Raw genomic sequence first — 26,102 nt, forward strand, 5'->3', positions numbered from 1 at the left:
CCGGCAAATCGGTCCGGGTGATCACAACAACGGGTGACCCGGGGACGCCGCACGGCCGACGCCCGCCACGGCGTACCCGAGACGGACTACCGTGTACCGGTGTGACCGCAACCCGCGATCGCCGAAGCGATCTTGACGATGTCTCCCACGCCGCGCCCGCGTGGGACGAACGCCCGATCCTCGGCAGGTCGCGCGGGCTGCCGTGGTGGGGCGCCGTGCTGCTCGCCCTCGGCCTCGCCGCCGCCGCGGCCGTCATCGACATGCAACTGCACGACGCCCTCGGCAAGATCTACCAGGCCGCCTTCATCATCGGCTGCATCGGCGCCATCTGCCTGGTCCGCCGCGCCAACCTCTTCGGCCCGATGGTGCAACCGCCGCTGATCTTCGCGGTCACCGCCGTCGCCGCCAACCTGCTCTTGGCCCCGGCCTCCGCGGTTGGCGGCCTGCGCAAACTCATCTTCACCGTCGGCATCCCGCTGACCAGCAACTTCCCCACCATGGGCATCACCACCGCGATCACGGTCGCCCTCGGGCTCGTCCGCCTGTTCATCCAGCGCGACCCCAACCGGCACACCAGCACCCGGCCCCCGTCCCGCCCCGCACGCGAGCGGGCCTCGGCAGGCGCCCCCAGCAAATCCCGCCCCACCCGCGAGCCCGCCGCGGACTCCCGCCCCCGCCGCCCCCGTCCCACCACGCGCGACTAGCCCCCGCGCACAACCGCCGTACCCACCGCTCGACGCCCCCTACGTCCTCGATCGAGCGATTGACGCGACCGCACCCACCTGCGGACGCGAGCCCGCCCACCCGGGGGCCGGGGGCCCATTCCTGAGCCTATCGAGAACGACGGCTTGTCAAGAGCCGCGCGGGTCGGCTGTGGACAGCTCAGCGCATTGTGGACAATCGCCCGCCCGGCAGGGCGGGGGTGCGCGCGGACTCCGGTTCCGCGTGCGGCCAGTGCCGGCCGAGCACGGCTGCGCGAGCAACGGGCAGACGGCGCCCCTAAGGGCTACCGGTCTTCCGCTTCCGCGGCCGCCAGGGCGGTTTCGACGCGTTCGCGGGCGCCTGCCAGGTGGCGGTCGCAGATCTTGGCGAGGGATTCGCCGCGTTCCCAGAGGGTGAGGGAGTCTTCCAGGGAGAGGCCGCCTGCCTCGAGTTTGGCGACAACCTGGGCGAGTTCGTCGCGGGCCTGTTCGTAGCCTGGGGTTTCGGTCACCGGGTGGGGCTTTCCAGTCGGGGGTGGGCGCGGGCGATGGCGGTGGCGACCGCCTGGTCGTAGCCGACGAACGCCTCGGCGAAGTCCTCGCCGTCGCGTTCGGCGGCGGCTTCCTCGACGCGGGCGCGGGCCTGGTCGATGCGGGCGGTGTGGCACGGGCCCGCGTAGGCGGCGGTGGCGTCGGACAGTTCGCGCAGGCGGGATGGCAGTTGGTGGCGGCCGGGGGCGTCGCAGCCCGCGAGCAGCGCGGCCCAGCACTCGGCGGCGGCCGAGTCGGCGCGGTGCGCGGTGGCCTGGACCACTCGGGCGGCCGGGCTCCGGCCCGCGTGCGCGGTGGACAGCGTGAGCGGGAGGAACGTGGGTTCGCGGCAGGGTCGCATCGGTCCGCTCAGCTCCCTTCGGCCGTGGCCTCCCGGTCGCCGGTGACGACCGCGTGCAGGGCGCCGTCGGCGAGCCGGATGCGGACCTCGGTGCCCTCGGGGGCGTCCTGGACGGAGCGGAGAACCCGGGGAGTCCCGTCGGCATCGGTGTGCTGTACGACCGCGTACCCTCGGGAAAGAGTGGCGGCTGGCCCCAAGGTCGTCAAGCGGGCACGCGTGGCGGTCAGCGCGACGGCTTCCGCGTCCAGCCGGGCCAGCAGCGCCCGGCGACCCCGCCCGACCAGGGCATCCACCTGTTCCGCGTGCCTGCGCAGCGGCGTGAGCGGGTCGGCGATCACGGGTCGGCTGCGGAGTTGGGCGAGCAACCTGACCTCGCGATCCACCCATCCGTGCAGCGCGCGGCGGGCCCGGTCGCGCATCTGCCGGACCCGGGCGGTCTCCTCGGCGACGTCCGGGACGACCCGTTTGCCCGCGTCGGTGGGGGTGGAGCAGCGCAGGTCGGCGACGTGGTCGAGCAGCGGGGTGTCCGGTTCGTGGCCGATGGCGCTGACCACCGGGGTGCGGCAGTCGGCGACCGCCCGGCACAGGGCCTCGTCGGAGAACGGCAGCAGGTCCTCGACGCTGCCGCCACCGCGGGCGATGACGATCACCTCGACGTCCGGGTCGCGGTCGAGCACGCGCAGCGCGTCCAAGATCTGCGGCACGGCCAGCGCGCCCTGCACCGCCACGTTCTCCACCCGGAACCGGACCGCGGGCCAGCGGGCGGTCGCGTTGGCGAGCACGTCACGCTCGGCGGCGGAGGCGCGGCCGGTGATCAACCCGACCGTGTTGGGCAGGAACGGCGGCCTGCGCTTGCGTCGCGGGTCGAACAGGCCCTCGGCGGTGAGCAGTCTGCGCAACCGCTCGATGCGGGCGAGCAACTCGCCGACGCCGACGGCGCGGATCTCGTCGGCACGCAGGCTGAGGGTGCCGCGGTTGAGGAAGAACGTCGGTTTCGCGTGGACGATCACGCGGGTGCCGTCCGAGAGCGGCGGTTCGTGGGCGCGCAACATCTGGGTGGAGCAGGTGACCGTCATGGACACGTCGGCGGCCGGGTCGCGCAGGGTGAGGAAGGCGGTCCCGGTGCCTGGGCGCGCGGAGATCTGGGTGAGCTGTCCTTCGACCCACACCGTGCCCAGCCGGTTGACCCAGTCGGCGATCTTGCGGGCTACCGTGCGGACCGGCCACGGCTCCTCTGCGGTCGGTCCCGTCACGCGTCGGTGGGGTCTGTCGGGTCGGTGTCGCCGGCGGACTTGTCCGCGGAGGCAGCGTCACCGGACGAATCGCGAACTGTGGCCAACCGGCGAGTGAGCATGCCGATGTAAGAGGGACGGTTGGCGTTGGCGCGTTCGAACGCCAACAACTCCTCCAACGCATCCGCGTCGAATCCCCGTAGTCGGGATCGCAGTTGCGCGAGCGACAGTTCCGAATAGTCAGCCAGCCCGGCGGGGGCCGCGTCCTCGTGGTCGAACGCGACACAGTCCTCATCGGGCACCCGGTGCGCCAAGTCCCCCTCGATGTCCTCGTCGAAGGTCGCCCACTCCGGCTCGTCCGGCACCGGCCGCAGCGCCGCGAGCGCCTCGTCCCCCTTGATGGCCAGCTCGGTGACGTGCTGCTGCACCCGCATGGACACCTGCAGCGCCTGGCTGGCCACGGTCACCGGCAGCCCGGCGATCCGGGTGGGCAGGTCGCGGGCCTGCTCGAACGCGGTGGCGGCGAGCCCGGCGGCGACCCGCAACGGCAGCGGGAGTGACTTCATGCTTCTAGCCTGCCCGAGTCCCCGGGTTCTGCACAGCGAGGGGCCGAGCACACCGGGCACCACGACACCGGCCCGCCGCGCGACGCCCGTACCCTGGATGGCATGAGCGCCCCCACCAAACGCGTCCTGCTGGCCAAGCCGCGCGGCTACTGCGCCGGGGTCGACCGGGCGGTGATCACCGTGGAGAAGGCCCTGGAGACCTACGGGCCGCCGGTCTACGTGCGCAAGGAGATCGTGCACAACCGGCACGTGGTGGAGACGTTGCGGGAGCGCGGCGCGGTGTTCGTCGACGAGGCGGACGAGGTGCCCGAGGGCGCGCTGGTGGTGTTCTCCGCGCACGGGGTGTCACCCGCGGTGCACGAGCAGGCCGCGGCGCGCAACCTGCGCACCATCGACGCGACGTGCCCGCTGGTGACCAAGGTGCACTTCGAGGCCAAGCGGTTCGCCAAGGAGGATTACGACATCCTCCTGATCGGCCACGAGGGCCACGAGGAGGTCGAGGGCACCGCCGGTGAGGCGCCGGAGCACGTGCAACTGGTGGACAAGGCGGAGGACGTGGACAAGGTCGTCGTCCGCGACCCGTCGAAGGTGATCTGGCTCTCGCAGACGACGCTGTCGGTGGACGAGACGATGGAGCGGGTCGACCAACTGCGCCAGCGGTTCCCGGACCTGCAGAATCCGCCGAGCGACGACATCTGCTACGCCACGCAGAACCGCCAGGTCGCGGTGAAGGCGATGGCGCCGTCGTGCGACCTGGTGCTGGTGGTGGGCTCGCAGAACTCGTCCAACTCCAAGCGGCTGGTCGAGGTCGCGCTGCTGGCCGGGGCGCGGGCGTCGCACCTGGTCGACTTCGCGCACGAGGTCCAGGAGGAGTGGCTGGCCGGGGTGGGCACGGTCGGGGTGACCAGTGGCGCGTCCGTGCCGGACAACCTGGTGATGGACCTGTTGGCGTGGCTGGCCGAGCGCGGTTACGGCGATGTCGACGAGGTCACCACCGCCGACGAGCGGATCGCGTTCGCGCTGCCCCCCGAACTGCGCAAGGAACTCAAGAAGTCCTAAGAGGTCGGCGAGGTTCTAAGAGGTCGACGCGGCGGCAAGAGCGCGGAACTCGTTCGCGTCGCCGGTACCGGTAATCAGCAACCGAACGCCGTTGACGTCGGCGACCCAGGCGAGCTCGTCGCGTCGCCCCGGGAACACCGTCCACTGTGTCCCGTTGACGTCCTCGGTGCCGCGCGCCAGCGACATGGCACCGGTCTCGGATGTCACCAGCTCCGGTATGTCCGCGTTGGACTGGCTCAACTGGATGTACCTGTCCGGGGTGAGCCACCCGGCGCGGATGACTTTGTCGTCCGGCTCGACCTTGCCGACGCTCGTGGAGTTGCCGTGCCACTGCGCGGGAACGACCGGTACGCGGACCTTGAACGGCAACTGCGCCTGCGAGAGGTTCGCGGAGACGTCCACGCGCGGCGCGGCGGCGGGGTCCGCCTGCGGGGCACCAGGGCTGAACGTGCAGGCGCGGGTGAGCCACAGCGGCAGCCCGATGATGATCAGCAGGGCCAGCAGCGACAGCAGCATGTCGCGCGGCCCGTGGAGGAGGCGGTTCCCGGCCATGGCCACATACTCGCAGGCGGCCCGCCGTGACGAGCGGCACGGCTCCGGCCCACGCAGGTACACACCCTGGTCTGGGAGGATGCGGATTGGTCTGCACAGCGGCAGCCCGCCCGCCGAATCCGGGAGGCAGTATGAGCACTCCGAGCCCGTCCACCGCCAGTCGCCGGGAGGCCCCCGACCGCAACCTCGCCCTGGAGCTGGTGCGGGTGACCGAGGCGGCGGCGATGGCCGCGGGGCGCTGGGTCGGCCGGGGCGACAAGAACGGCGGTGACCAGGCCGCCGTCGACGCGATGCGCAAGCTGGTCGGCACCGTGTCGATGCGCGGCGTGGTGGTCATCGGCGAGGGTGAGAAGGACGAGGCGCCGATGCTCTACAACGGCGAGGAGGTCGGCAACGGCGACGGCCCGGACTGCGACGTCGCGGTGGACCCGATCGACGGGACCACGCTGATGTCCAAGGGCATGCCGAACGCGATCGCGGTCCTCGCGGTGGCCGAGCGCGGTGCGATGTTCGACCCGTCCGCGGTCTTCTACATGGAGAAGCTGGCGGTGGGGCCGGAGGCGGCCGACGTGGTTGACATCACCGCTCCGGTGGCGGAGAACATCCGCCGGGTGGCGCGCGCCAAGAGCACCGACGTGTCCGACGTGACGGTCTGCATCCTGGACCGACCGCGGCACGAGAGCCTGGTCAAGGAGGTCCGCGAGGCGGGCGCCCGGATCCACTTCATCTCGGACGGCGACGTGGCGGGCGCGATCTCCGCCGCCCGGCCGAACACCGGTGTCGACCTGCTGCTGGGCATCGGCGGCACCCCCGAGGGCATCATCGCCGCGTGCGCGCTCAAGTGCATGGGCGGCGCCATCCAGGGCAAGCTGTGGCCCAAGGACGACGCGGAGCGGGCCAGGGCGCTCGACGCTGGCCACGACCTGGACCGAGTCCTGTTGACCGACGACCTGGTGCGCGGCGACAACGTGTTCTTCTGCGCGACTGGTGTCACCGACGGTGACCTGCTGCGCGGCGTGCACTACCGGTCGGGTGGCTGCACCACCCAGTCGATCGTGATGCGGTCCAAGTCCGGCACGGTCCGGATGATCGATGGGTTCCACCGGCTGACCAAGCTGCGCGAGTATTCGTCGGTGGACTTCGACCGGCCCGCGGTGGGCGAGGACCCCATCCCGCCGCTGCCGTAGCCGCTCCTGTGGGTAACGGATCGGTCGCGGTGGACAACCGATGCCCCGGGTGCGCGTCGTAGTTCTCGACGAGGCGTCCACCGGGACGCCTGCTGGGGTAGTCGAGGAGCGAAGATGCAGGTCAACCGGCTGATCGCGGCGACCGTGGTCACGGCTGGGGCGTTACTCGCGGCCGCCTGTGGCACGGGCCAGGCCGCGACGCCCGCCGCGGTGAGCACGACGTCCGCCACGACCACCACGACCTCGTTGACGACCACCACCACCACGACTGTCGAACCGACGACGACCACGACCACGGTCGCCCCCACTACGACGACGACTTCGAAGACGACGGCGCCGACCACGACCACCACGAAGCCGAAGCCCAAGCCGACGACCACTACCACTACGGCGCCCCCGGCAGCGGTGCCCGGTGTTCCGTGCGCGGCAACGGTGGACGCGTGCGTGGACCTGTCGGCTAAGAAGACGTGGCTGCTCAAGGACGGCAAGGTCGTCTACGGGCCTGTCCCGATCACCAGCGGCCGCCCCGGGCACCTCACCCCGCCCGGAACCTTCCACGTGCAGTGGAAGGACATCGACCACAAGAGCCACGAGTTCAACGACGCCCCGATGCCGTACTCGGTGTTCTTCAACAGCGGCATCGCGTTCCACCAGGGCAGCCTGAGCGTGCAGAGCCACGGCTGCATCCACCTGTCGGCCGCGGCGGCGAAGGTGTACTTCAACAGCCTGTCCGTGGGCGGCACGGTGCAGGTCGTGCAGTAACCAGCGCTTACCAGAACGCGGCAGGAGAACTGGTTCCCCTGCCGCGTTCTCTTATTTACTCGGCAGAACTGGAATGCCCCGGGAAGAGGTGTGCCTCGGGGTTGAGGGCGACCGCGATGTTGTTCACCGCCGTGGCGGCCTCGCCGAAGCCGGTCGCGATGAGCTTGACCTTGCCGGGGTAAGACGCCACGTCACCGGCCGCGTAGACCCGCTCGCGCGCGGTGCGCATCGTCGAGTCGACCGTGATGGAGCGGTGGTCGATCTCCAGGCCCCACGAGTCGATGGGGCCAAGGTCGGCGGTGAAACCGAGCGCGGCGACGACAGCCTGCGCCGGTAGCACTACCGTCTCGCCGCTCACCGACAGCTCTACCTCCTTGAGGCCATCGTTGTCGCCACGGAGGTCGGTTACCTGCGCATCGGTGATGATGCGGACGCCAAGAGCCTCAACCTGGCGGACGGTGGCGGGCATCGCGCGGAACCTCGAGCGGCGGTGGACCAGGGTGACGGAGGTGGCGATCGGGTGCAGCGCCAGTGCCCAGTCGAACGCCGAGTCGCCGCCGCCGACGATGACCACGTCCTGGCCGCGGTGCACGTCGAGGGCGGGCACGAAGTGCACCACCCCGCGCCCCAGCCAGCCGTCGCCTGCGGGCAGCGGACGCGGCGTGAACTCGCCGATCCCGGCGGTGATCAGCACGGCGCCCGCGTCGACCACGGCCCCGCCGTCCAGCTCGACCCGGAACCGTCCGTCCACTTCGGACAGTGCAAGCGCCCGGCGGCCGAGCAGGTAGGTCGGCTTCCACTGGTCGGCCTGTTCGACCAGCGCGGCGACCAGGTCCCGGCCGCGCACCGCCGGGAACCCGGCGACGTCGAAGATCTGCTTCTCCGGGTACATGGCGGTGATCTGACCGCCCGGCTCGGGCAGGGAGTCCACGACGGCGGTGGTCAACTCCCGGAAACCCGCGTAGTAGGAGGCGAACAGGCCGGTCGGGCCCGCGCCGATGATGATCAGGTCGACTTCGGTGGGAGCGGTCATCGGGGTACCTGCTTCCGCACGGGTGGTGGGACGGGTCGGGTCTGCGGTCACCCTATTGTGGGGAAGCTGACCATGCCCAGGTCTGCCAACGGGACGAGACTGGGCGGTATGGCTGAGTACCGCGTCGAGCACGACACGATGGGTGAGGTCCGGGTCCCGGTCGAGGCGCTGTGGCGCGCGCAGACCCAGCGGGCGGTGGCGAACTTCCCGATCTCCGGGCGGGGCCTGGAACGCGCCCAGATCCGCGCGCTGGGGCTGCTCAAAGCTGCCGCCGCCACCGTCAACGGTCAACTCGGCGTGCTGCCGCGGGACCTGGCCGACGCGATCGCCGCCGCGGCCCGCGAGGTCGCCGAGGGCGCGCACGACGACCACTTCCCGATCGACGTGTTCCAGACCGGCTCCGGCACGTCGTCGAACATGAACGCCAACGAGGTCATCGCGACCCTGGCGACGCGCGCGCTGGGTCGGGACGTGCACCCCAACGACCACGTCAACGCGTCGCAGTCGTCCAACGACACGTTCCCCACCACGCTGCACCTGGCGGCGACGGAAGCCCTGGTCACCGACGTCATCCCGGCGTTGGAGGAGCTGGCGGGCGCGATCGAGGCGCGCGCGGCCGAGTGGGGCTCGGTGGTCAAGTCGGGGCGGACGCACCTGATGGACGCGGTCCCGGTCACCCTCGGCCAGGAGGCAGGCGCGTGGGCGGCGCAGGTCAGGTACGGCGTGGAGCGGTTGCGGTCGGTGCTGTCGCGGTTGGGAGAGCTACCCATCGGCGGTACGGCTGTCGGGACCGGTTTGAACGCACCTGACGGGTTCGGCGCGGCGGTGTCGGCGGAGTTGGCATCCGTGACAGGGCTACCGGTGACGGAGGCCCGCAACCACTTCGAGGCGCAGGCGACCCAGGACTCCGTGGTAGAGGCTTCCGGTCAGCTACGCGCGGTCGCCGTGTCCCTGTTCAAAGTCGCGAACGACCTCCGGTGGCTGGGTTCCGGCCCGCGCACCGGCCTCGCCGAACTCGCCCTGCCCGACCTGCAACCCGGCTCGTCGATCATGCCCGGCAAGGTGAACCCGGTCATCCCCGAGGCGACGATGATGGTGGTCGCCCAGGTCATCGGCAACGACGCGGCGGTGGCGTTCGCGGGCAGCCAGGGCAACTTCCAGCTCAACGTGATGCTGCCGGTGATCGCCCGCAACATCCTGGAGTCCGCCCGGCTGCTGGCCGCCGTCGCCCGCCTGCTGGCGTCGAAGGTGATCGCGGGCATGACACCGGACGTCGAGCGGCTGCGCGAATACGCCGAGAGCTCCCCGTCGATCGTGACCCCGCTGAACAAGTACCTCGGGTACGAAGAGGCCGCGTCCATCGCCAAGCAGTCCCTGCGCGAGCGCCGCACCATCCGCGACGTCGTCATCGCACGGGGTCACGTGGCGGCGGGGACACTGACGGAGGAACAACTGGACGAAGCACTCGACGTCCTCCGGATGACTCGCGGTTGAGCAACCCGATCACACAACCGGCGCCGACCAACGCGACACCGGCGATGGCCTGCACGGTGAGCCCTTGAACGCCGAGCGCTATCGACACGGCCAAGCCCGCCCCCGGCATCACACCGATCAACACGCCAGCCCTGTCCGCGCCTAGGACGCCCACGGCCTGATACCAGACAACGAACGCCACCACTGTCAGCACCGCCACGGCACATAGCGCCGTCAACTCCTTGGACGTCGGTGCTCGCCAGGGCTCTATGGCAGCGGCGATGATGCCACCTGCCACGGCAGCTATTACGTGGCACCAGATTGCGACGGACAACCCACCAAGACGCTTGATGACACCAACGGCGAAGAGGGTGAAACTGGCCTCGCACAACATGGTCAGAACGGCGAGAGCCAGCCCCGGCCCGTGCCAACTACCCCCACCCGACAACACCACCACCCCAGCGACAACGACCGCAGCACCCAGCAAAGTTCTTACGGCCGGGTGCTTGCCTGCTGTGAGGGGTCCCAGAGCGGCGAGCACGAGAGGGCTACCTCCGAGCACAGCCGCCACCAGCCCAGGCTCGGCGTACCTCTGGGCGCCAATCATCACCGCGTTGAAGCCGAGCATGCCGGTGGTGACAATGGCCAAGAGCGCCGGTAGATCCCTCGACTTCGGCTTGTTGACGGGCACCCTTCTGGCGAACGCCCACACCACCAAGAAGATCGCACCGGCCCCATAGCGAGCGGCTTGGGCGGTGAAGAGGGGGTAGTGCACAAGCATGCCGGAAAGGGGAACGGAGCCGCCGACCATGATCGAGGCCGACAAGCCCGCCCCGACAGCCAGGCGGTAGCGGGGAACCATGCGGTCAGCTTGCTTGACCAGGTGGCCCATTCACCAGTACCACTCTCACGACTGCGTAGTGGACCACTTTGGCCCGGTTCAGGCTCCGCCGTCATTCAGAGCAGGGCGCACACTGCCCAATGCCCCTTTGGCGGTTCCTGCCCGACGGACCCGTGGTCGCCAATCCGGCAATCGCGCCCGAGTCGGCGGCCTCGGGATCCGCATGCTCGCGTCCAGCCAATCCGCACGGGCTGGGTTCCGCATCCACTCCCACAGCAGCGATTAGACGCCTCTCCAGTACCGGGAGAACCGACCCCACCAGATGAACACGGCTGGGTTCTCGCAACACGTCGCAGGGCCACCGAGCCCGCTCTCCCCACCCAGCACCAACAACCCGCCCGCCAACGCCCCACCCGATCCAGCTATTGACACCCCACCCAGCCCGCGCAAAATCCAACCCGGCCCCCACCCTCTCCGGGGGGCGTCCCCGGTCCCAGTCTACCGGCTTGCCGTGATCGACGGGGTGGGGCGAGGTGGGCTGTGGAACACCGGAGGGGATGTGGACAAGTTGCGGGGGTGTTGGCTCACCGAGCCCGCCTCGTCTAGCCGAATTCATCCGATCCAGCGATTGACCGCAGCTCGCCCCGGCCGCAAGGTCCAACCCCGGCCCCCACCCTCTCCGGGGGGCGACCCCGAGCCCAGTCTACCGCCGTGGAGCAGCGGAGAACCGGGAGCGGGCGCGGCTGTGGACAACCGTCAGGTGTGTGGATGGCCGGGTGGGGTGGGGACGTAGGCTGGCGGTATGTCCAGCTTCCGCGAGTTGTTGGTGCCGGGGATGGCTGAGGTGGGGCGGGGGCAGCGCGGGCGGGCGTTGGAGGGGGCGGTTCGGGCGGCGATTCGGGAGGGGCGGTTGCCGCAGGGGACGAGGCTGCCGTCGACTCGGGATCTCGCGGTGCAGTTGGGGGTTTCGCGGGGGACGGTGAGTGCGGTGTACGCGCAGTTGGTGGCGGAGGGGTACCTGCGGGCCAAGCACGGGTCGGGAACAACGGTGGCGGCGGTGCCGAGTCGGGCTCGGCCGGAGGTGCCGCGGGTTGAGGTGCGGCGGCGGTGGCGATTCGACTTGCGGCCGGGTGTGCCGGCGTTGAGCGCGTTCCCGCGGGCGGAGTGGCAGGCGGCGACGAAAGCCGGGTTGGCGGCGTTGTCCGATGACGACCTGGGGTATCCGGACCCGGCGGGGTTACCGGCGTTGCGGACCGAGTTGGCGTCTTATCTCGGGCGTGTAAGAGCGGTGGAAGCGGCTGATGTGGTGGTCACCCACGGGGTCGCGGAGAGTCAGACCTTGATGGCTCAGGTACTCAAGAGCGACGGGCACCGGACCATCGCGGTGGAGGATCCGACACATCCCGGGGCGGTAGAGGCGTTGAGCGCGCACGGGTTGCGGCCGATACCGGTGCCGGTGGACGAAGACGGGATGCGGGTCGACCTGTTGCCGCGCACAGGGTGTCGGGCCGTACTGGTCACCTCGGCGCACCAGTTTCCGCTGGGGGTTGTTCTCAGTCCGCAGCGGCGGCGGGCGTTGGTGAGTTGGGCCCAGGAACGCGACGGGTACGTGCTGGAAGACGACTACGACGCGGAGCACCGGTACGACCGGCCTGCGGTTGGTACTACTCAGGTGCTCGACCGCGACAGGGTGGTGTACCTCGGTAGCGTCAGCAAGGTCTTGGCGCCGGCGATCCGGTTGGGGTGGATGGTCGTACCGGCTGCCCTCCGGGACAGGGTCGTCGAGCACAAGCGACTGTCCGACTTGGGGTGTTCGCCGATGCCGCAGGCCGCGTTGGCGCACCTGCTCAAGACCGGCGGGTACGACAGGCACCTCAGGCGTAGCCGACAGCTCTACCGGAAACGGCGAGACGCTCTGCTCGCCGCGGTCGACGAAGCCCTGCCCGGATGGCAACCGCACGGGGTGGCGGCGGGATTGCACCTCGTGCTCAGGTTGCCCGAAGGGACAGACGACCAGGCTCTCCAACTGGAACTGGCGCGCAGGGGGATCAACGCGCCCGCGTTGTCGGGGTACGCGATGTCCACCAGCCCGTTCCCCGGGCTCGTTGTGGGCTACGCGTCGCTCTCGGTTGACCGGCTCAAAGCGGCGGTCGACGAGATCGCGGCGGTCAGCGGGCCCTGACCAACCAGACCGCCGGGGCGGCGACCCGCTCGGTGGCGTGTTGGACCGGCGGGGCCACCGGGATCGCGACCCGGCCGACCTGGTGCTCCGCTGTGGTCGGTGTCGGGTCGGCGCACCCGGCGACCAGCACGACCGAGACACCGACGAGTGCGGTGAGGACTACACGCATCAAGGAGGGCTCCACAAGGTGTGAGGGGCTCACCCACCAAGACGCGCGGCCCCGGACCGGGTTCACCGGTGGCCCGATCTTTCTCGGAAACCGGCGAATGTCGGACCCACCGGGCACGATGACCCCATGCTGACCCTGTCCGATGTCGTCGCGGCCTCCGCCGAGGTCGGGAGCACCCGGTCGCGGCTGGCCAAAGTCGACACCCTCGCCACGGTGCTCCGCCGCGCCGCGCCCGCCGAGGTCGGACCGGTCGTCGGGTTCCTCACCGGCGCCGCGGTGCAGGGCAGGGTCGGCGCGGGCTGGCGGACCCTGTTCAGTCTGGACCAGCCACCGGCCGACCGGCCGACTCTCACCGTCGGCCAGGTCGACGCCGCCCTCACCGCGCTCGCCGCGACCTCCGGGAAGGGCTCCACGGCCGCCCGCCAAGACCTCCTCGCCGGACTCTTCTCCGCCGCGACCGAGCCCGAACAACGTTTCCTCGTCGCCCTGCTCACCGGTGAGTTGCGACAGGGTGCGCTCGAAGGGGTGATGCTGGACGCGGTCGCCAAGGCAGGCGCGGTGCCGATCGCGGAGGTCCGGCGGGCGTTCATGCTGTCCGGCAGGCTGCCCGCGACGGCCACCGCGGCGCTCACCGGCGGGGCCGGGGCGCTCGCCGGGATCGGGCTGGAGTTGCACCGCCCGGTCCGCCCGATGCTGGCCTCCCCCGGCGCCGCGCTGGGTGACGCGTTGGCGCACCTGACGCCGTGCGTGGTCGAGTACAAGCTGGACGGCGCGCGCATCCAGGTCCACAAGTCCCCGGACCGGGTCACCGTCTACACCCGGACGCTGCGGGAGATCACCGGGAGCGTGCCCGAGCTGGTCGAACTGGTGCGCGGGCTGCCATGTGACAACGTCGTGCTCGACGGTGAGACGCTGGCGCTGACCGACGACGGTAGGCCCCGTCCGTTCCAAGAGACGATGAGCCGGTTCGGCAGCACGGTCGAGGAACAGGTGAAAGCCCTCTTACTGCGTCCGTACTTCTTCGACTGCCTGCACCTCGACGGAGAGGACCTGATTGACCTACCGCTGCGCACAAGAGCGGAGGCTCTTAAGCGAGCGGTCGGTGAGCACGTCATCCCCGGCATCATCGAGCCGACCGAGGACCAGGCCGAGGATCTCGCCGCGCAAGCCCTTGCCGATGGGCACGAGGGTGTCATGGTCAAGGACCTCGACTCGACCTACCAGGCGGGTAGGCGCGGCAAGGCGTGGCAGAAGGTCAAACCGGTGCACACGATCGACCTCGTCGTGCTCGGCGCCGAGTGGGGTCACGGTCGCCGCACCGGGTTCCTGTCGAACCTGCACCTGGGTGCCCGCGACCCGGACGGCGGCCCACCGGTGATGGTCGGCAAGACGTTCAAGGGCCTGACCGACGAGCTGCTGCGCTGGCAGACCGCGGAGTTCCCCCGGCACGAATCGCACCGGGACCACTGGACTGTCTACTTGCGACCGGAGCTGGTGGTGGAGATCGCCGTGGACGGGGTGCAGACCAGCCCCCGGTACCCGGGCGGGGTGGCGCTCCGGTTCGCCCGGGTGGTCCGCTACCGACCGGACAAGACCCCGGACGACGCCGACACGATCGACGCTGTCCGGGGTCTCCGACCGGGGTGACGGCGGCCCGGGTCCTCCTCAAGACCGGGCCGCCGCCACCGGGGTCAGCGCCGCCGCGCGGCAGGGCGGGCGGCCAGCACGGCCCCCGTGGCCACCGCGGCGATGCCGACCACCAGGATCCCGAACACCGGCCAGGCCGTACCGGGGACCCCGGTCGCGCCCGTTCCGGACGGGTCGACCCCGCCGGTGCCCGGGGTGGCGAAACCGCCCGCGACGCCCTGCCGGTCGTAGGCCGAGCCGGGCAGCTTGTCGCCGTAGCGGGCGGCGACGTCGCGCTGGTACTGGGCGACGGTGACGGTCCGGCCGGTGGCCAGCGACCGCACCGAGTTCCCGGTCAGCGCGTACCAGGAGTTGGTCTGCGGCTCCTGGAGCAGGACCGCGCCCGCGCCGACCTCGGCCGCGTGCCGGAACTCCAGGTCACCGGCGGCGATGTTGGCCACCGACCAGTGTCCGGCGCCGTCGCGGACGGTCCACACCGATGCCTTGGCGCCGCCCGCGCAGGCGGCCGGGACCGCGACGTAGGCGAGCCGACCGACCTTTGTGGACTTTCCGGCGACGAAGTCCCCGGTCAGCTCGTAGACCGGGACCGACGAGCCGCCGACCTGGGCCGGTCCGGTCGAGGCGAACCCGGCCGCGCCGAGGAACTTGCCGACGGTGGCCGAGACGTCCGGGGTTGCCGCGACGGCTTGGGCGGCGGCCGTGTCGGCGGTCGAGACGGCTCCGTCGACCGGAACGGTGTCGGCACCCGCGTAGCCCGCGAACCCGAACACGCCCGTCACGGCGATGACAATGGCGATGGCTAACGTGACCAGCGTCTTCCGCATCGCGCTCACCTCTTGATCCCGGTCAGCGTGTGCGTCCACGCGAAGCTGGAGTTGTTGACGTAGTAGGTGTATGTAGCCCAGTTGTAGCGGTAGTTGTCGGGCCACGGGTCGCCCCAGTAGACCCAGCTCTTGGTCGAGTCGTAGCCGTAGAGGACGTGCATGTGGCCGCCGCCGGACTTCCAGCCGATCCGGGTCTCGACCGGCTGGTTCGCGTCGAGCTGGGACTTGATCGACGCGTAGCTGATCGTGTTGTAGACGTAGGAACCCGGGTAGCTGAAACCGAGGCGGTAGAACGCGTTCTGGACCTGGGACAGGTCCGCTTGGTCGTTGGGGCACTGGGAGCTGGTGCTGCGGTTCTTCGCCAACGCGCAGAACGTGTTCTGCGTGACGCTGGAGCCGTGCCACGCCGCGATGGACGCGCCGGACGCCGCCCAGCACCAGTTGGTCTGCTGCTGGGACTGCATGGCGAAGGTGGACCCAGGCTGGGCCTGGGCCGGGGTGTGGCCAACCAGCCAGGCGAGGACGGCCACGAGGGTGGCCGCCAGCGCCGATCTGGTCGCGTGCCGGGTCATGGAGCCTCCTTCAACGCAGGGTTGGAGTGCTGCGAAAGGGTGCGATCACCGCGTTTCGGGCGACAAGGGCCGGGCAAGGGTGTGCGGAGTGTTCCGGCGCGCCGCCGCACCTTTACCCGCCGGTAGACCGTGGCTAGTGTGAACATTCACCGACGTTCACCCGAACAGGAACACCGTTGGAGTCATCCGCGAGGAGCCGCCGTGACCGCTGACGCGCTCGCCGACGCCCTCCGCCGCGGCCCGTTCCACGTGGCGCTGCGCACCGCCATCGAGCACCGGGGCCTGTCGCTGGCCCGGTTGCGGGCGCACCTGTCGCGGATCGACGTGACCGTGGCCGAGTCGACGCTCAGCTACTGGCAACGGGGATTGCGCCACCCGGACATGCCGCACGCCCTGACAGCGGTGCGCGGGTTGGAGAACGTCTTAGGCCTACCGGCCGATTCGTTGGTGGTGCTGATAGGGCCAAGACAACGCGGTAACCGCAACCGCAAGCCATCGGCGTCGTTCGCGGAGTTGGTGGTTGCCGGTCCGACGACACGGGAGTTGTTGGCGGAGTTGGGAGTGGACCCCGAGGGGTGCAACGCGGGGTTGGAACTGCAGATGACTCACGAGCGAGTGAGCATTACCGCGGACAGGACTCAAGGGCGCATCGTCACGCGGTTGGTCAGTGTGGCGCGCGAGTCCGGTATTGATCGGTATGTAGCGGTGTACCACGGTGAAACGGGCTGCGACATCGAGCGGGTAAGAGTCGCCGCAGGAGATGGATGCCGCCTGGGTCGGGTGCGGCGTAAGGGGATTTGCGTCGCGTTCGAGCTCATGTTCGACCGGCGGTTGGCCGAAACCGAGACGGTAGTGCTGTCTTACTCGGTAGACGACCAGACCGGCCTGGAGTGCCCGGGGTATTTCCGCATCTTCCGCGAACCCAGCGGCCCCTTCTTACTGCAACTGGAACTCCCCCCGGACGACTTGCCGGAGCGGTGTGTGCAAGAGGTGCGGACCAACGACCTGCGGCCGCCATCGATCTCGGCGGACCTCTACTGCGACCGGGGGTACGTGGTGAGCGCCTACTACCCCGGGGTCGACCGCGGGATTGCCGGAATCGCGTTGGAATGGCCCGAGAACCACGTGCCGATGGCGGGAAACCCCGTACCGTGACGGTGTGCGCTTCCACCACAGCGGCTCCACGGGTGAACCGACCCACGACCTGACCTACGACGATGTCTTCCTGGTGCCGGGCCGCTCCGCGGTGGCCAGCCGGTTCGACGTCGACCTGGCGACCGGGGACGGCACCGGCGCGACGATCCCGATCGTGGTGGCCAACATGACCGCCGTCGCGGGCCGCCGGATGGCCGAGACGGTCGCCCGGCGCGGTGGCCTGGTCGTGCTGCCGCAGGACGTCGACCCGACGGTGGTCGGTGAGATCGTGGCCTGGGTGAAGTCCCGGCACGTCGTGTGGGACACCCCGCTGGTGCTCACCGCCGCGGACTCGGTGGCCGACGCGCTGAACCTGCTGCCCAAGCGGGCCCATGGCGCGGTCGTGGTGGTGGACGGCGACGGTCGACCGGTGGGGGTGGTGAGCGAGTCGAGCTGCGCCGGGGTCGACCGGTTCACCCGGGTCGGGGAGGTCGCGGACCCGGCCATCGTCACGCTTCCGGTGGACAGTTCGCCACGGACGGTGTTCGAGGCACTGCAGGGCACGCCGGTCGCGCTCGCGGTGGACCGGTCGGGGCGGCTGGCCGGGGTGCTGACGAAGGTCGGCGCGCTGCGCGCGGACATCTACCAGCCCGCGGTGGATTCCCTTGGGCGGCTTCGCGTCGCCGCCGCCGTGGGGGTCAACGGCGACGTGGCGGCCAAGGCGGCCGCGGTGTTGGCGCACGGGGTGGACACGCTGGTCGTGGACACCGCGCACGGCCACCAGGAGAAGATGATCTCGGCCCTGAAGGCCGTGCGGGCGCTGAACCCGACCGTCCCGGTCGTCGCCGGGAACGTGGTGACGGCGGACGGCGTGCGCGACCTGGTCGAGGCGGGCGCGGACGTGGTCAAGGTCGGGGTCGGACCGGGCGCGATGTGCACGACCCGGATGATGACCGGCGTCGGCAGGCCGCAGTTCTCCGCGGTCCGGGAATGCGCCGCCGCCGCGCGGGAAATGGGCAAGCACATCTGGGCCGACGGCGGCGTCCGGCACCCGCGTGATGTCGCGTTGGCATTGGCCGCGGGCGCGGCGTCGGTGATGGTCGGGTCGTGGTTCGCGGGCACGTACGAGTCGCCCGGCGATTTGCTGCGGGACGAACAAGGGCGGCCGTACAAGGAGTCGTTCGGCATGGCGTCCAAACGCGCCGTGACCGCGCGGACGCGCGCGGACAACGGATTCGACCGGGCCCGCAAAGCGTTGTTCGAAGAGGGGATCTCGTCGTCGCGGATGCGGTTGGACCCACGCGCGCCCGGGGTCGAGGACCTGCTGGACTCGATCTGCTCCGGGGTCCGCTCGGCCTGCACGTACGCGGGTGCGCGGAACCTGACCGAATTCCACGAACGCGCGGTCGTCGGTGTCCAGTCGGCCGCCGGGTTCGCCGAGGGCAGGCCACTCCCGGCAGGCTGGTGACCGGGTCCGCGAATGACCGACGCGCGCTATGTCCGTTTCGCCGTCCGCATCGCCGTTCGCATCGCCGCGGCTGGTTCACCGCGATTGCGTTGACAGCGAACAGGTCGCAATTCGGTTGACCGGTCCCCTATGGTTGCGCTGTGAAAGCAGTCGAGGTCAGCGACCTTGTCAAGCTGTACAAGAAGAATCCGAAGCCCGCGGTGGACGGTCTGAGCTTCGCGGTCGAACCCGGCGAGGTGTTCGGTCTGCTCGGCCCGAACGGCGCGGGGAAGACGACCACGGTGGGGGTGCTCACCACGCGGGTGGTGCCGACGTCCGGCGCCGCGCTGGTGCACGGGGTGGATGTGCTCAAGGACGCGCGGCGGGCCCGGCAACTGCTCGCCGTGGTGCCGCAGCGCAACAACCTGGACCGGTCGCTCAACATCCGGCAGAACCTGCTGTTCCACGCGGCCTACCACGGGGTGTCGCGGTCGGAGCGCAACGCGCGGGCGGACGAGATCCTGGACCGGATGGGGCTCACCGAGAAGGCCAAGGACCGGATCGAGATGGTCTCCGGCGGCCAGGCGCAGCGGGTGATGATCGCCCGCGCGCTGATGCACCAGCCGAAGGTGATGTTCCTGGACGAGCCGTCGACCGGGTTGGACCCGCAGGCGCGGCTGTTCGTGCACGACCGGGTGCGGGACCTGCGCGCCGAGGGCGTCACCGTCGTGCTGACGACGCACGACATGGAAGAGGCCGCGAAGTTGTGCGACCGGGTGGGCATCGTCGACCACGGCAAGCTGCTCGCGCTGGACACTCCGTCGGCTCTTACCCGCAACCTGCCCGGTAGTACCACCGTGAGCGTGACGGTGAGCCTCGAAGGCACCACGGCCGAGGTCGTGGAGAAGGCGCTCGGCGGTATCGAGGGCGTGGAGCGGGTCGAGCGCATCTCCAGTGGCTCCTCGGTCCCGGCAGGACTACCGGCGAACCTGCCACCGCAGGCTCTTGCCGCCATCGCCGCGAAAGCCGCCGAGGCGTCCGCGGCGTCCACAACCGGACAGTTCCGCCTCTACACGGGGCAAGAGGCCGCGGTAGTGCTACCGGCCGTGTTGGGCGTGCTCGCGGAAGCCTCGTGCGCGGTGTCCGACCTGTCGATCGGCACACCCAGCCTGGAAGACGTCTTCATCCACCTGACCGGCCGGGAGCTCCGATGACCGCCGCGACCACGACCAACGACTCCGTTAGCCCCGTCGATTCGGCACGGGCGAACTCGCCGCTGCGCACGTTCGGCTCGGTGCTCTGGCGGGACGTCTTCGTCACCGGCCGCGACCTGCTGCCGTTCCTCGCCCAGGTCATCGTGCAGCCGTTCTTCACGCTGTTCATCTTCGGCAAGGTGCTGACCAGCCTCGGCTACGTCGGCGGCAACTACGCGGCGATCCTGCTGCCCGGCATCGTCGCGCTGAACGGGTTCCTCGGCGCGCTGCAGAACACCACCATGCCGCTCATCCTGGACTTCTCCTGGACCAGGGAGATCGAGGACCGGCTGCTCGCGCCCATCCCGATCGCCTGGGTCGCGGTGGAGAAGATGCTGTTCGGCGCGCTGCGCGGGGTGGTAGCGGCGCTGGTGATGGTGCCGATCGGGTTCCTCATCCTCGACCACGTGAGCTGGCCCGCGTCGGCCTGGCTGCCGGTGCTGCTGATCGTGGCGCTGGGGTCGCTGGTCGGCGCGGCGATCGGGATGACCATCGGCACCTCAGTGCAGCCGCGGCAGATCAACATCCTGTTCGCGGTGATCCTGATGCCCATCATGTTCACCGGCTCCACCCAGTTCCCCTGGTCCGGGCTGACCCACCTGCGCTGGTTCCAGGTCGTCTGCGCGATCAACCCGCTCACCTACGTCAGCGAGGCCATGCGCGGCGAGTTGGTGCCGGAGGTCCCGCACATCGCGACGTGGGTGTGCCTGGTGGTGCTGTTCGGGTCCTGCGCTCTCTTCGGGACCCTCGGCATCCGGGGCTTCCTGCGCCGCGCCCTCGACTAGCTAGTAGATGGCCAACCAGATCGCGATGTAGTGGCACACGGCGGCGAGCACGGTGGCGGCGTGGAAGAACTCGTGGTGTCCGAAAGCGGCCCACGGGTTCGGCCACTTCGTCGCGTAGAAGACGGCGCCGACGGTGTAGAACAGGCCGCCCGTCAACAAGAGCACCAGGGCGGCCACACCCGCGTGGGACAAGAGCTGCGGTAGCACGAAGATGGCCACCCACCCCAACGCGATGTAGATGGGAGTGCCCAGCCATCTTGGCGCGTGCGGCCACAGCAACTTGAGGCCCACACCGAGGACGGCTCCACCCCACACGACCGCGAGCACGACGTACCCGGTGGGCTTGTCCATGGCGAGCAGGCTGAACGGCGTGTACGTGCCCGCGATGAACAGGAAGATCATCGAGTGGTCGAGCCGCTTCATGGTGGTGCGGGCGCGCTCGGTGACCCACCACCGCCGGTGGTAGAGCGCGCTGACCCCGAACAGGCCAAGCACCGTCGCCGAGTACACCGCGGTGGACAACGCCGCCGTCCCCGACCTGGTCGCCGCCAGCACGACGAGCGCCGCACCCGTGGCGATCGAGGCGAAGAACGACCACTTGTGGATGACGCCGCGCAGCCGCGGCTTGGCACCGGCCCGCGGCACGGTCTCCATCGCTGCCGTCACCGCACCGAGGTTACGGGACCGTAGGTTCACCCGCCCGAGGTCTGTGGTCCGGCGCACAACCGCCCGCCGGCCACCGGATCTTCACCAGATCCGCACAACAGCGCCGGACCGCCCGGACCTGGTCGTCCACCAGACCCATAGCGGATCACCCGAGGTCCACCGCATGTCCCCGGTGTGCCCCCGGACACGGCCACTCGGCGTACTCTCGTTGGCCGTGAGTGTGCGGCGGCGCGTGGCCGACATCGTGTACGGGATCTACGAGAAGCGGCTCGTCCAGCAGGCGGGCGGGCGCACCCCCCGGCACGTCGGGGTGATGCTGGACGGCAACCGGCGGTGGGCGCGGGAGGCCGGGTTCACCGACGTCAACGACGGGCACCGGGTCGGCGCGCGGCGGATCGCCGACCTGCTGGGCTGGTGCGAGGAGACCGGGGTCGAGGTGGTGACCCTGTGGCTGCTGTCCACCGACAACCTCAACCGGGACCCGGCGGAACTCACCCCGCTGCTGGAGATCATCGGCGACGTGGTCGACGAGCTCGCCGAGCCGGGCGCCCCGTGGCGGCTGCGGATCATCGGCGCGCTGGACATCCTGCCCGAGCCGACCGCGACCCGGCTGCAGGCCGCCGCGGCGCGGGCGGCGGGTCGGGAGGGCATGGAGGTCAACATCGCGGTCGGCTACGGCGGCCGCCTGGAGATCGCGGACGCGGTGCGCAAGCTGCTGCAGCAGCACGCCGAGGCGGGCACCAGCATCGAGGAGCTGGCCGAGGTGCTCACGGTCGACCACATCGCCGAGCACCTGTACACCTCCGGGCAGCCCGACCCGGACCTGGTGATCCGGACCTCCGGCGAGCAGCGGCTGTCCGGGTTCCTGCTCTGGCAGTCCGCGCACTCGGAATTCCACTTCTGCGAGGCCTACTGGCCGGATTTCCGGCGCACCGATTTCCTGCGCGCACTCCGGGCGTACGGAATACGTCACCGGCGATTCGGTTCGTAGCGGGTGCTAACGCGGCGCGACCGCGTTTTGCGCCCGTCCGGTGATCCCGCGATCGGGCGGACACGCTGCGTCATGCCTGCTAGGGGTGCTCACCCCTACCGGCGAAGGTGGGCGTGTCGACACGTTCGGACGCTGCCACCGGTCACGGGTTGTGCTAGCGGCGCGGGGGCCGGTCGATAACGCTGCGCGGTCGCGTGGCGCCGCGATGTCACGGTGATGACGAAATGGAAAATCACCTGGGTGGCAGCCTGGCAGATTGTCGGTGGGCGCAGGTAGCTTTCGAAGTGTCGGACCGTGTCCACTGCGGCCCGACCCGGGAGGCCCTGGTCGTGAGCGTGACGATCGCGAGGGGGCCGGCGCCCGGCCCCGTTGGGGAGCGAGGTGGACGCCGGTAGACCAACGGCGTCAGCCCTCAGCCACCCCAGCCAGGGCCGGTTGCCCGGCCCACCGAGGAGCGGGCGCGGGAGCCGCGTCCGCAAGGGAGTTGCCGTGACCGCTTCGCGTAATTCCAGGCGCACCGCAGGCCTTTCCTCAAGCCAGGAGACCTCCCAGGAGGCCGACCCAGCCAGGCGAACCTACGTCCTCGACACCTCCGTGCTGCTGTCCGACCCGTGGGCGTTGACCCGGTTCGCCGAGCACGCGGTGGTCATCCCGCTGGTGGTCATCAGCGAGTTGGAGGGCAAGCGACACCACCCCGAACTGGGCTGGTTCGCCCGGGAGACGCTCCGGCTGCTCGACGACCTGCGGTCGCGGCACGGCCGCCTCGACAAGCCCGCCCCCGTTGGCGACGGGACCCTGCACGTCGAACTGAACCACACCGACCCGTCGGTGCTGCCCGCCGGGTTCCGCACCGAGAACAACGACTCCCGCATCCTCGCCTGCGCCCTCAACCTTGCCGCCGAGGGCCACGCCGTCACCCTGGTCACCAAGGACATCCCGCTGCGGGTCAAGGCGGGCGCGGTCGGCCTGGACGCCGACGAGTACCGCGCGGGCGAGGTCGCCCCGTCCGGCTGGACCGGCATGGCCGACCTGGACGTCCCCCGCGAGGCCGTCGACGCCCTGTTCGAGTCCGGCACCGCCGACCTCGCCGAGTTCGGCGTGCCCGACGCGGCCGAACTGCCGACGAACACCGGGCTGCGGTTATTGGCCGGGTCCAGCAACGCCCTCGGCCGGGTCACCGCGGACAAGCAGGTCCGCGTCGTGCGCGGCGACCGCGAGGCGTTCGGCCTGCACGGCCGCTCCGCCGAACAACGCATCGCCCTCGACCTGCTGCTCGACCCAGACATCGGCATCGTGTCGCTGGGCGGCCGCGCGGGCACCGGCAAGTCGGCGCTGGCGCTGTGCGCGGGCCTGGAGGCCGTGATGGAACGCGGCCTGCACAAGCGGGTCGTCGTGTTCCGCCCCATGTACGCCGTCGGCGGGCAGGACCTCGGCTACCTGCCGGGCTCCGAGAGCGAAAAGATGCAACCCTGGGCGCAAGCCGTGTTCGACACCCTCGGCGCCCTGGTCGGCAAACCGGTCATCGACGAGATCCTCGACCGCGGCATGCTCGAGGTCCTCCCGCTGACCCACATCCGCGGCCGCTCCCTGCACGACACCTTCGTCATCGTCGACGAAGCCCAGTCACTGGAACGCAACGTCCTGCTGACCGTCCTGTCCCGCCTCGGCTCCGGCTCCCGCGTCGTCCTCACCCACGACGTCGCCCAACGCGACAACCTCCGCGTCGGCCGCCACGACGGGGTGGCGGCGGTGATCGAGAAACTCAAGGGCCACCCGCTGTTCGCCCACGTCACACTGACCCGGTCGGAACGGTCCCCGATCGCCGCGCTGGTGACGGAGATGCTGGAGGACCACAACGCGTGAAGCACCCCGAGGGCGGCGACCGGTTGATGCGGTCGCCGCCCTCGGGGCTGGGCTCTACTGCTTTCGCTTGACTGGCTTCGCCTGGCCGGCTTGGCTTGGCTGACCCCTCGCTTGGCCGGACGGCCTCTGCACCTGTGGGTCCAGCCGGCCGGCGGTCCAACCAAGACCTGCGATCCCCAACGTCGCAGTCCCCAAGCCGCGTGGTCCACCCAATTCAAGCGGCCCGCCCAAGTCCGAGCAGTCCGCCCGAATCCGAGCGGCCCACCCAAGTCCGAGCAGCCCACCCAAGTCCGAGCAGCCACCCCAAGTCCGAGCAGCCACCCCAAGTCCGAGCAGCCACCCCAAGTTCGAGCGGCCCACCCGAGTCCGAGCAGTCCACCCGACCCAGCGATTGACTCACGCCCCGTCGCGGTCCAGACAGGGCCCACCCACCCGGGGTTCGGGGGCCCATTCCTGACGGTAGCGCGAACGACGACTTGTCAAGAGCCCACAACAGCAGTCTGTGGGTAACTCAGGCCATTGTGGACAACTGCCAGCCCGACCGTGATCGACTCCCTGCTCGGCTGAACCGGGTCGGACCCGGTTCAGCCGAGCAGGACAACTGCCGTTGCGACGGCGGTCGACTTCCGGAACGGACGGCCAAGCGGGCTCGGCATCGGTGCGGCGAGCCGGACAACCGCCCTCGCGACGGTGGTCAACTCTCGGAACGGGCGGCCAAGCGGGTCAGCGTCGGTGCGGTGAGCCGAACAACCGCCGTCGCGACAGTGATCGAGTTCTGGAACGGGCAAGCGGGGGCTGCGTCGGTGCCGCCGAGCCGGACCAGGCTGGGAAGGCCGAGTCGGACTCCGCCGGGAAGGGCGAGACAACCTGATCACAGACCGGGCTCACGCCCGGCATTGTTGATCGGGTTCGCTGTCGGTGTCTGCCGGCAGGCTGTGTATTGGGGGCTCTTGTGCCGGTTTGGCGGAGAATCGCCGGTGGAAGGGTTGGGGCGGAACGGGTTGGGGGCGTTCCGCCGTCATCCGATGTGGTGAAACGGTCGGCTCAGAGGTCGGGACCCTGGCTGCGCAGGTCCTCCACCTTGCTCATCGCCTGGCGGAGGTCGGCGAGCCAGGTTTCGGCGTGTTTGCCGACCAGGCGGACGGTCCAGGCGAGGGCGTCGGAGCGGGAACGGGCGACACCGGCGTCGACCAGGGTGTCGAGGATGAGGCGTTCCGGTTGGCGCAGGCGGGTCATGACCGGGATGGACAGCGTGGTGAACAGCTCCGTCGTGCCGCCCTGCCGCGCGCCCCAGGCGACCTTGCGGCGGTAGCGGTGTTCGGCTTGGCGGGCGATCTCGATGCGGTCGTCGCGGGTGGACTCGCGCCAGCGGGAGATGCGGCCGGACTCGGCGGCGGCGCGGGCGGCGTCGTCGGCGTACTCGTCGGTGAGGGCGGGGAGGGTGCCGACGATGAGGATCTCCTCGCGGTCGACGGTGATGTCGGGGGTGGCGGTGAACCACTCGTCGGGCAGGCGGCCGGAGAACCAAGCGGCGATGTCGTCGGACATGCGAAACACTCCTTGATTACATGATTACATCGCTACCCACGCTACGCCTGTATTGCGGTGGCGTCGAGGACACGGGACGCGCCATGGTGGGCGGCATGCTGAACGGTGACCTGGTGCGCCTGCGCGCGATCGAACCCGAAGACGCCGACGCGTTCTGGCGCTGGCACAACGACCCGCACGCCATGCGCTGGATGGTGACCTCTTACCCCGAGTCGCTGGCCACCCTGCGCCGCCGCCTCGCCGACCCGAAACCCAACACGTACGAGAACTGCCGCTTCGCCATCGAGACCGTCGCCGACACCCGGCACGTCGGCTTCATCGGCCTGCGCGACGCGCGACCCGAGACCGGCCGCGCCGAACTCGACCTCTACCTGGGCGACCCCGACACGTGGAACAAGGGCTACGCCACCGAGGCCCTCCGCCTGCTCTGCCGCTGGGGCTTCCACGACATGCGCCTGCACGCCATCCAACTCGAGGTCGTCGCCGAGAACGAACCCGCCCGCCACCTCTACCGCAAAGCGGGCTTCACCGAGGAAGGCCGCCGCCGCGACTCCTTCCGCCGCGACGACCAGTGGCACGACATGATCATGATGAGCCTGCTCCACCACGAGTTCTCCGGCTGATCCCCATTTCGGTCCCCACTGTCCGGACTTATCCACAGGAGAGGTCGCCTCTGCCCACTCGCCCCTCGTTAGCGGTAGACTGGCACCGGGGTCGCCCCCC

The 26,102-nt window shown here is 70.2% G+C and carries 26 protein-coding genes; 14 read left to right on the forward strand and 12 right to left on the reverse strand.

Translation table 11 applies throughout. The features are described 5' to 3' along the window. Window positions 1-101: 101 nt before the first annotated feature. The gene (locus tag H504_RS33925; protein WP_051385621.1) at window positions 102-704 is read left to right on the forward strand and encodes a DUF6542 domain-containing protein; all 603 of its coding nucleotides are present in this window, start codon (window positions 102-104) and stop codon (window positions 702-704) included. Window positions 705-1,006: 302 nt separating this feature from the next. Here the strand turns inward: H504_RS33925 and H504_RS0108295 are convergent, their stop codons facing one another. The 4 genes from H504_RS0108295 to H504_RS33930 are packed head-to-tail and all read right to left on the reverse strand — an operon-like array spanning window position 1,007 to window position 3,391. Continuing rightward, window positions 1,007-1,213, reverse strand: a complete 207-nt coding sequence (locus H504_RS0108295; protein WP_026422402.1) for an exodeoxyribonuclease VII small subunit — start codon at window positions 1,211-1,213, stop codon at window positions 1,007-1,009. Further along, entirely contained in the window at window positions 1,210-1,593 is a 384-nt protein-coding gene (locus tag H504_RS0108300) for a hypothetical protein (RefSeq protein ID WP_026422403.1), read from the reverse strand. Before H504_RS0108300 ends, H504_RS0108295 begins: the two co-directional genes overlap by 4 nt. 8 nt (window positions 1,594-1,601) lie before the next feature. Then, window positions 1,602-2,846 carry an exodeoxyribonuclease VII large subunit gene (xseA, locus tag H504_RS0108305; protein WP_026422404.1) on the reverse strand — a complete coding sequence of 415 codons (1,245 nt, stop codon included), beginning with the start codon at window positions 2,844-2,846 and terminating at the stop codon, window positions 1,602-1,604. Continuing rightward, a complete protein-coding gene (locus H504_RS33930; protein WP_051385622.1) occupies window positions 2,843-3,391 on the reverse strand; it encodes a lipid droplet-associated protein in 549 nt (182 codons plus the stop codon). The genes xseA and H504_RS33930 overlap by 4 nt, the downstream gene beginning before the upstream one ends. A 102-nt stretch (window positions 3,392-3,493) precedes the next feature. On the opposite strand from H504_RS33930, the gene H504_RS33935 reads away from it, so the two are divergent. Further along, window positions 3,494-4,450: a 4-hydroxy-3-methylbut-2-enyl diphosphate reductase gene (locus H504_RS33935; protein WP_035303630.1), complete on the forward strand. Its 957-nt coding sequence runs from the start codon at window positions 3,494-3,496 to the stop codon at window positions 4,448-4,450. A gap of 15 nt (window positions 4,451-4,465) precedes the next feature. On the opposite strand, the gene H504_RS33940 is transcribed toward H504_RS33935, so the two are convergent. Then, window positions 4,466-5,002 carry a DUF4245 family protein gene (locus tag H504_RS33940; RefSeq protein ID WP_051385623.1) on the reverse strand — a complete coding sequence of 179 codons (537 nt, stop codon included), beginning with the start codon at window positions 5,000-5,002 and terminating at the stop codon, window positions 4,466-4,468. 131 nt (window positions 5,003-5,133) lie between these two features. On the opposite strand from H504_RS33940, the gene glpX reads away from it, so the two are divergent. Further along, window positions 5,134-6,189 (forward strand): class II fructose-bisphosphatase, encoded by a 1,056-nt coding sequence (gene glpX / locus H504_RS0108325; RefSeq protein WP_026422405.1) that lies wholly within the window; start codon window positions 5,134-5,136, stop codon window positions 6,187-6,189. A gap of 114 nt (window positions 6,190-6,303) precedes the next feature. Continuing rightward, complete coding sequence (locus H504_RS0108330) at window positions 6,304-6,951, forward strand: L,D-transpeptidase (protein WP_026422406.1); 648 nt, start codon at window positions 6,304-6,306, stop codon at window positions 6,949-6,951. 55 nt (window positions 6,952-7,006) lie between these two features. Here the strand turns inward: H504_RS0108330 and H504_RS0108335 are convergent, their stop codons facing one another. Next, window positions 7,007-7,984 carry an NAD(P)/FAD-dependent oxidoreductase gene (locus tag H504_RS0108335; RefSeq protein ID WP_026422407.1) on the reverse strand — a complete coding sequence of 326 codons (978 nt, stop codon included), beginning with the start codon at window positions 7,982-7,984 and terminating at the stop codon, window positions 7,007-7,009. Window positions 7,985-8,092: 108 nt separating this feature from the next. Here H504_RS0108335 and H504_RS0108340 point away from each other — a divergent pair, with 108 nt between their 5' ends. Next, on the forward strand, window positions 8,093-9,478 hold the full coding sequence (locus H504_RS0108340; protein WP_026422408.1) for a class II fumarate hydratase: 1,386 nt from the start codon (window positions 8,093-8,095) through the stop codon (window positions 9,476-9,478). Here H504_RS0108340 and H504_RS39590 read toward each other — a convergent pair. Then, window positions 9,390-10,319, reverse strand: coding sequence for a DMT family transporter (locus H504_RS39590; RefSeq protein ID WP_157440280.1), 930 nt, complete (start codon window positions 10,317-10,319; stop codon window positions 9,390-9,392). The genes H504_RS0108340 and H504_RS39590 overlap by 89 nt on opposite strands. Window positions 10,320-11,100: 781 nt before the next feature. On the opposite strand from H504_RS39590, the gene pdxR reads away from it, so the two are divergent. Then, complete coding sequence (gene pdxR / locus H504_RS0108350; protein WP_026422409.1) at window positions 11,101-12,480, forward strand: MocR-like pyridoxine biosynthesis transcription factor PdxR; 1,380 nt, start codon at window positions 11,101-11,103, stop codon at window positions 12,478-12,480. Here pdxR and H504_RS0108355 read toward each other — a convergent pair. After that, on the reverse strand, window positions 12,467-12,649 hold the full coding sequence (locus H504_RS0108355; protein WP_026422410.1) for a hypothetical protein: 183 nt from the start codon (window positions 12,647-12,649) through the stop codon (window positions 12,467-12,469). The genes pdxR and H504_RS0108355 overlap by 14 nt on opposite strands. A 126-nt stretch (window positions 12,650-12,775) precedes the next feature. Here H504_RS0108355 and H504_RS0108360 point away from each other — a divergent pair, with 126 nt between their 5' ends. Beyond that, the gene (locus H504_RS0108360; RefSeq protein ID WP_084467478.1) at window positions 12,776-14,296 is read left to right on the forward strand and encodes an ATP-dependent DNA ligase; all 1,521 of its coding nucleotides are present in this window, start codon (window positions 12,776-12,778) and stop codon (window positions 14,294-14,296) included. A gap of 44 nt (window positions 14,297-14,340) precedes the next feature. Here the strand turns inward: H504_RS0108360 and H504_RS0108365 are convergent, their stop codons facing one another. Together H504_RS0108365 and H504_RS0108370 are read right to left on the reverse strand one after the other, a co-directional pair. Next, window positions 14,341-15,120, reverse strand: coding sequence for a hypothetical protein (locus tag H504_RS0108365; RefSeq protein ID WP_051385624.1), 780 nt, complete (start codon window positions 15,118-15,120; stop codon window positions 14,341-14,343). Window positions 15,121-15,125: 5 nt separating this feature from the next. After that, window positions 15,126-15,692, reverse strand: a complete 567-nt coding sequence (locus tag H504_RS0108370; RefSeq protein ID WP_026422413.1) for a papain-like cysteine protease family protein — start codon at window positions 15,690-15,692, stop codon at window positions 15,126-15,128. A 201-nt stretch (window positions 15,693-15,893) separates the two neighbouring features. Here H504_RS0108370 and H504_RS33945 point away from each other — a divergent pair, with 201 nt between their 5' ends. The 4 genes from H504_RS33945 to H504_RS0108395 all read left to right on the forward strand — a co-directional run bounded on the left by H504_RS33945 (window position 15,894) and on the right by H504_RS0108395 (window position 20,311). Continuing rightward, window positions 15,894-16,847, forward strand: a complete 954-nt coding sequence (locus H504_RS33945; RefSeq protein WP_051385625.1) for a hypothetical protein — start codon at window positions 15,894-15,896, stop codon at window positions 16,845-16,847. A 4-nt stretch (window positions 16,848-16,851) separates the two neighbouring features. Continuing rightward, window positions 16,852-18,294, forward strand: coding sequence for a GMP reductase (gene guaB1, locus H504_RS0108385; RefSeq protein ID WP_026422414.1), 1,443 nt, complete (start codon window positions 16,852-16,854; stop codon window positions 18,292-18,294). A gap of 140 nt (window positions 18,295-18,434) precedes the next feature. Then, entirely contained in the window at window positions 18,435-19,487 is a 1,053-nt protein-coding gene (locus H504_RS0108390; protein ID WP_026422415.1) for an ABC transporter ATP-binding protein, read from the forward strand. Further along, window positions 19,484-20,311 (forward strand): ABC transporter permease, encoded by an 828-nt coding sequence (locus tag H504_RS0108395; protein ID WP_051385626.1) that lies wholly within the window; start codon window positions 19,484-19,486, stop codon window positions 20,309-20,311. The genes H504_RS0108390 and H504_RS0108395 overlap by 4 nt, the downstream gene beginning before the upstream one ends. Here the strand turns inward: H504_RS0108395 and trhA are convergent, their stop codons facing one another. After that, window positions 20,312-20,965, reverse strand: coding sequence for a PAQR family membrane homeostasis protein TrhA (gene trhA / locus H504_RS0108400; protein WP_026422417.1), 654 nt, complete (start codon window positions 20,963-20,965; stop codon window positions 20,312-20,314). Between the two features lie 226 nt (window positions 20,966-21,191). Between trhA and H504_RS0108405 the strand changes: the two genes are divergently transcribed. Both H504_RS0108405 and phoH2 read left to right on the forward strand, forming a co-directional pair. After that, entirely contained in the window at window positions 21,192-21,968 is a 777-nt protein-coding gene (locus H504_RS0108405; protein ID WP_026422418.1) for an isoprenyl transferase, read from the forward strand. Between the two features lie 489 nt (window positions 21,969-22,457). Next, the gene (phoH2, locus tag H504_RS0108410) at window positions 22,458-23,831 is read left to right on the forward strand and encodes an RNA 5'-3' helicase PhoH2 (protein WP_084467479.1); all 1,374 of its coding nucleotides are present in this window, start codon (window positions 22,458-22,460) and stop codon (window positions 23,829-23,831) included. 1,044 nt (window positions 23,832-24,875) lie between these two features. On the opposite strand, the gene H504_RS0108415 is transcribed toward phoH2, so the two are convergent. Continuing rightward, window positions 24,876-25,379, reverse strand: a complete 504-nt coding sequence (locus tag H504_RS0108415) for a hypothetical protein (protein ID WP_035303633.1) — start codon at window positions 25,377-25,379, stop codon at window positions 24,876-24,878. Between the two features lie 95 nt (window positions 25,380-25,474). On the opposite strand from H504_RS0108415, the gene H504_RS0108420 reads away from it, so the two are divergent. Then, on the forward strand, window positions 25,475-26,002 hold the full coding sequence (locus H504_RS0108420) for a GNAT family N-acetyltransferase (protein WP_026422421.1): 528 nt from the start codon (window positions 25,475-25,477) through the stop codon (window positions 26,000-26,002). Window positions 26,003-26,102 lie beyond the last annotated feature (100 nt).

Origin of the sequence: Actinokineospora inagensis DSM 44258, from assembly GCF_000482865.1 — a bacterium.
GTDB classification, from domain to species: domain Bacteria; phylum Actinomycetota; class Actinomycetes; order Mycobacteriales; family Pseudonocardiaceae; genus Actinokineospora; species Actinokineospora inagensis.

What these genes read in the sequence shown, in the direction of transcription:
- H504_RS0108335 (WP_026422407.1), bottom strand. Translation starts at nt 7,984, where the DNA reads ATGACCGCTCCCACCGAAGTCGACCTGATCATCATCGGCGCGGGCCCG.
- H504_RS0108355 (WP_026422410.1), bottom strand. Translation starts at nt 12,649, where the DNA reads ATGCGTGTAGTCCTCACCGCACTCGTCGGTGTCTCGGTCGTGCTGGTC.
- H504_RS0108340 (WP_026422408.1), top strand. Translation starts at nt 8,093, where the DNA reads ATGGCTGAGTACCGCGTCGAGCACGACACGATGGGTGAGGTCCGGGTC.
- H504_RS33935 (WP_035303630.1), top strand. Translation starts at nt 3,494, where the DNA reads ATGAGCGCCCCCACCAAACGCGTCCTGCTGGCCAAGCCGCGCGGCTAC.
- H504_RS33930 (WP_051385622.1), bottom strand. Translation starts at nt 3,391, where the DNA reads ATGAAGTCACTCCCGCTGCCGTTGCGGGTCGCCGCCGGGCTCGCCGCC.
- H504_RS0108360 (WP_084467478.1), top strand. Translation starts at nt 12,776, where the DNA reads ATGCTGACCCTGTCCGATGTCGTCGCGGCCTCCGCCGAGGTCGGGAGC.
- H504_RS33940 (WP_051385623.1), bottom strand. Translation starts at nt 5,002, where the DNA reads ATGGCCGGGAACCGCCTCCTCCACGGGCCGCGCGACATGCTGCTGTCG.
- H504_RS39590 (WP_157440280.1), bottom strand. Translation starts at nt 10,319, where the DNA reads ATGGTTCCCCGCTACCGCCTGGCTGTCGGGGCGGGCTTGTCGGCCTCG.
- H504_RS0108330 (WP_026422406.1), top strand. Translation starts at nt 6,304, where the DNA reads ATGCAGGTCAACCGGCTGATCGCGGCGACCGTGGTCACGGCTGGGGCG.
- H504_RS0108370 (WP_026422413.1), bottom strand. Translation starts at nt 15,692, where the DNA reads ATGACCCGGCACGCGACCAGATCGGCGCTGGCGGCCACCCTCGTGGCC.
- H504_RS0108365 (WP_051385624.1), bottom strand. Translation starts at nt 15,120, where the DNA reads ATGCGGAAGACGCTGGTCACGTTAGCCATCGCCATTGTCATCGCCGTG.
- trhA (WP_026422417.1), bottom strand. Translation starts at nt 20,965, where the DNA reads ATGGAGACCGTGCCGCGGGCCGGTGCCAAGCCGCGGCTGCGCGGCGTC.
- glpX (WP_026422405.1), top strand. Translation starts at nt 5,134, where the DNA reads ATGAGCACTCCGAGCCCGTCCACCGCCAGTCGCCGGGAGGCCCCCGAC.
- H504_RS0108420 (WP_026422421.1), top strand. Translation starts at nt 25,475, where the DNA reads ATGCTGAACGGTGACCTGGTGCGCCTGCGCGCGATCGAACCCGAAGAC.
- H504_RS0108395 (WP_051385626.1), top strand. Translation starts at nt 19,484, where the DNA reads ATGACCGCCGCGACCACGACCAACGACTCCGTTAGCCCCGTCGATTCG.
- H504_RS0108300 (WP_026422403.1), bottom strand. Translation starts at nt 1,593, where the DNA reads ATGCGACCCTGCCGCGAACCCACGTTCCTCCCGCTCACGCTGTCCACC.
- H504_RS0108415 (WP_035303633.1), bottom strand. Translation starts at nt 25,379, where the DNA reads ATGTCCGACGACATCGCCGCTTGGTTCTCCGGCCGCCTGCCCGACGAG.
- pdxR (WP_026422409.1), top strand. Translation starts at nt 11,101, where the DNA reads ATGTCCAGCTTCCGCGAGTTGTTGGTGCCGGGGATGGCTGAGGTGGGG.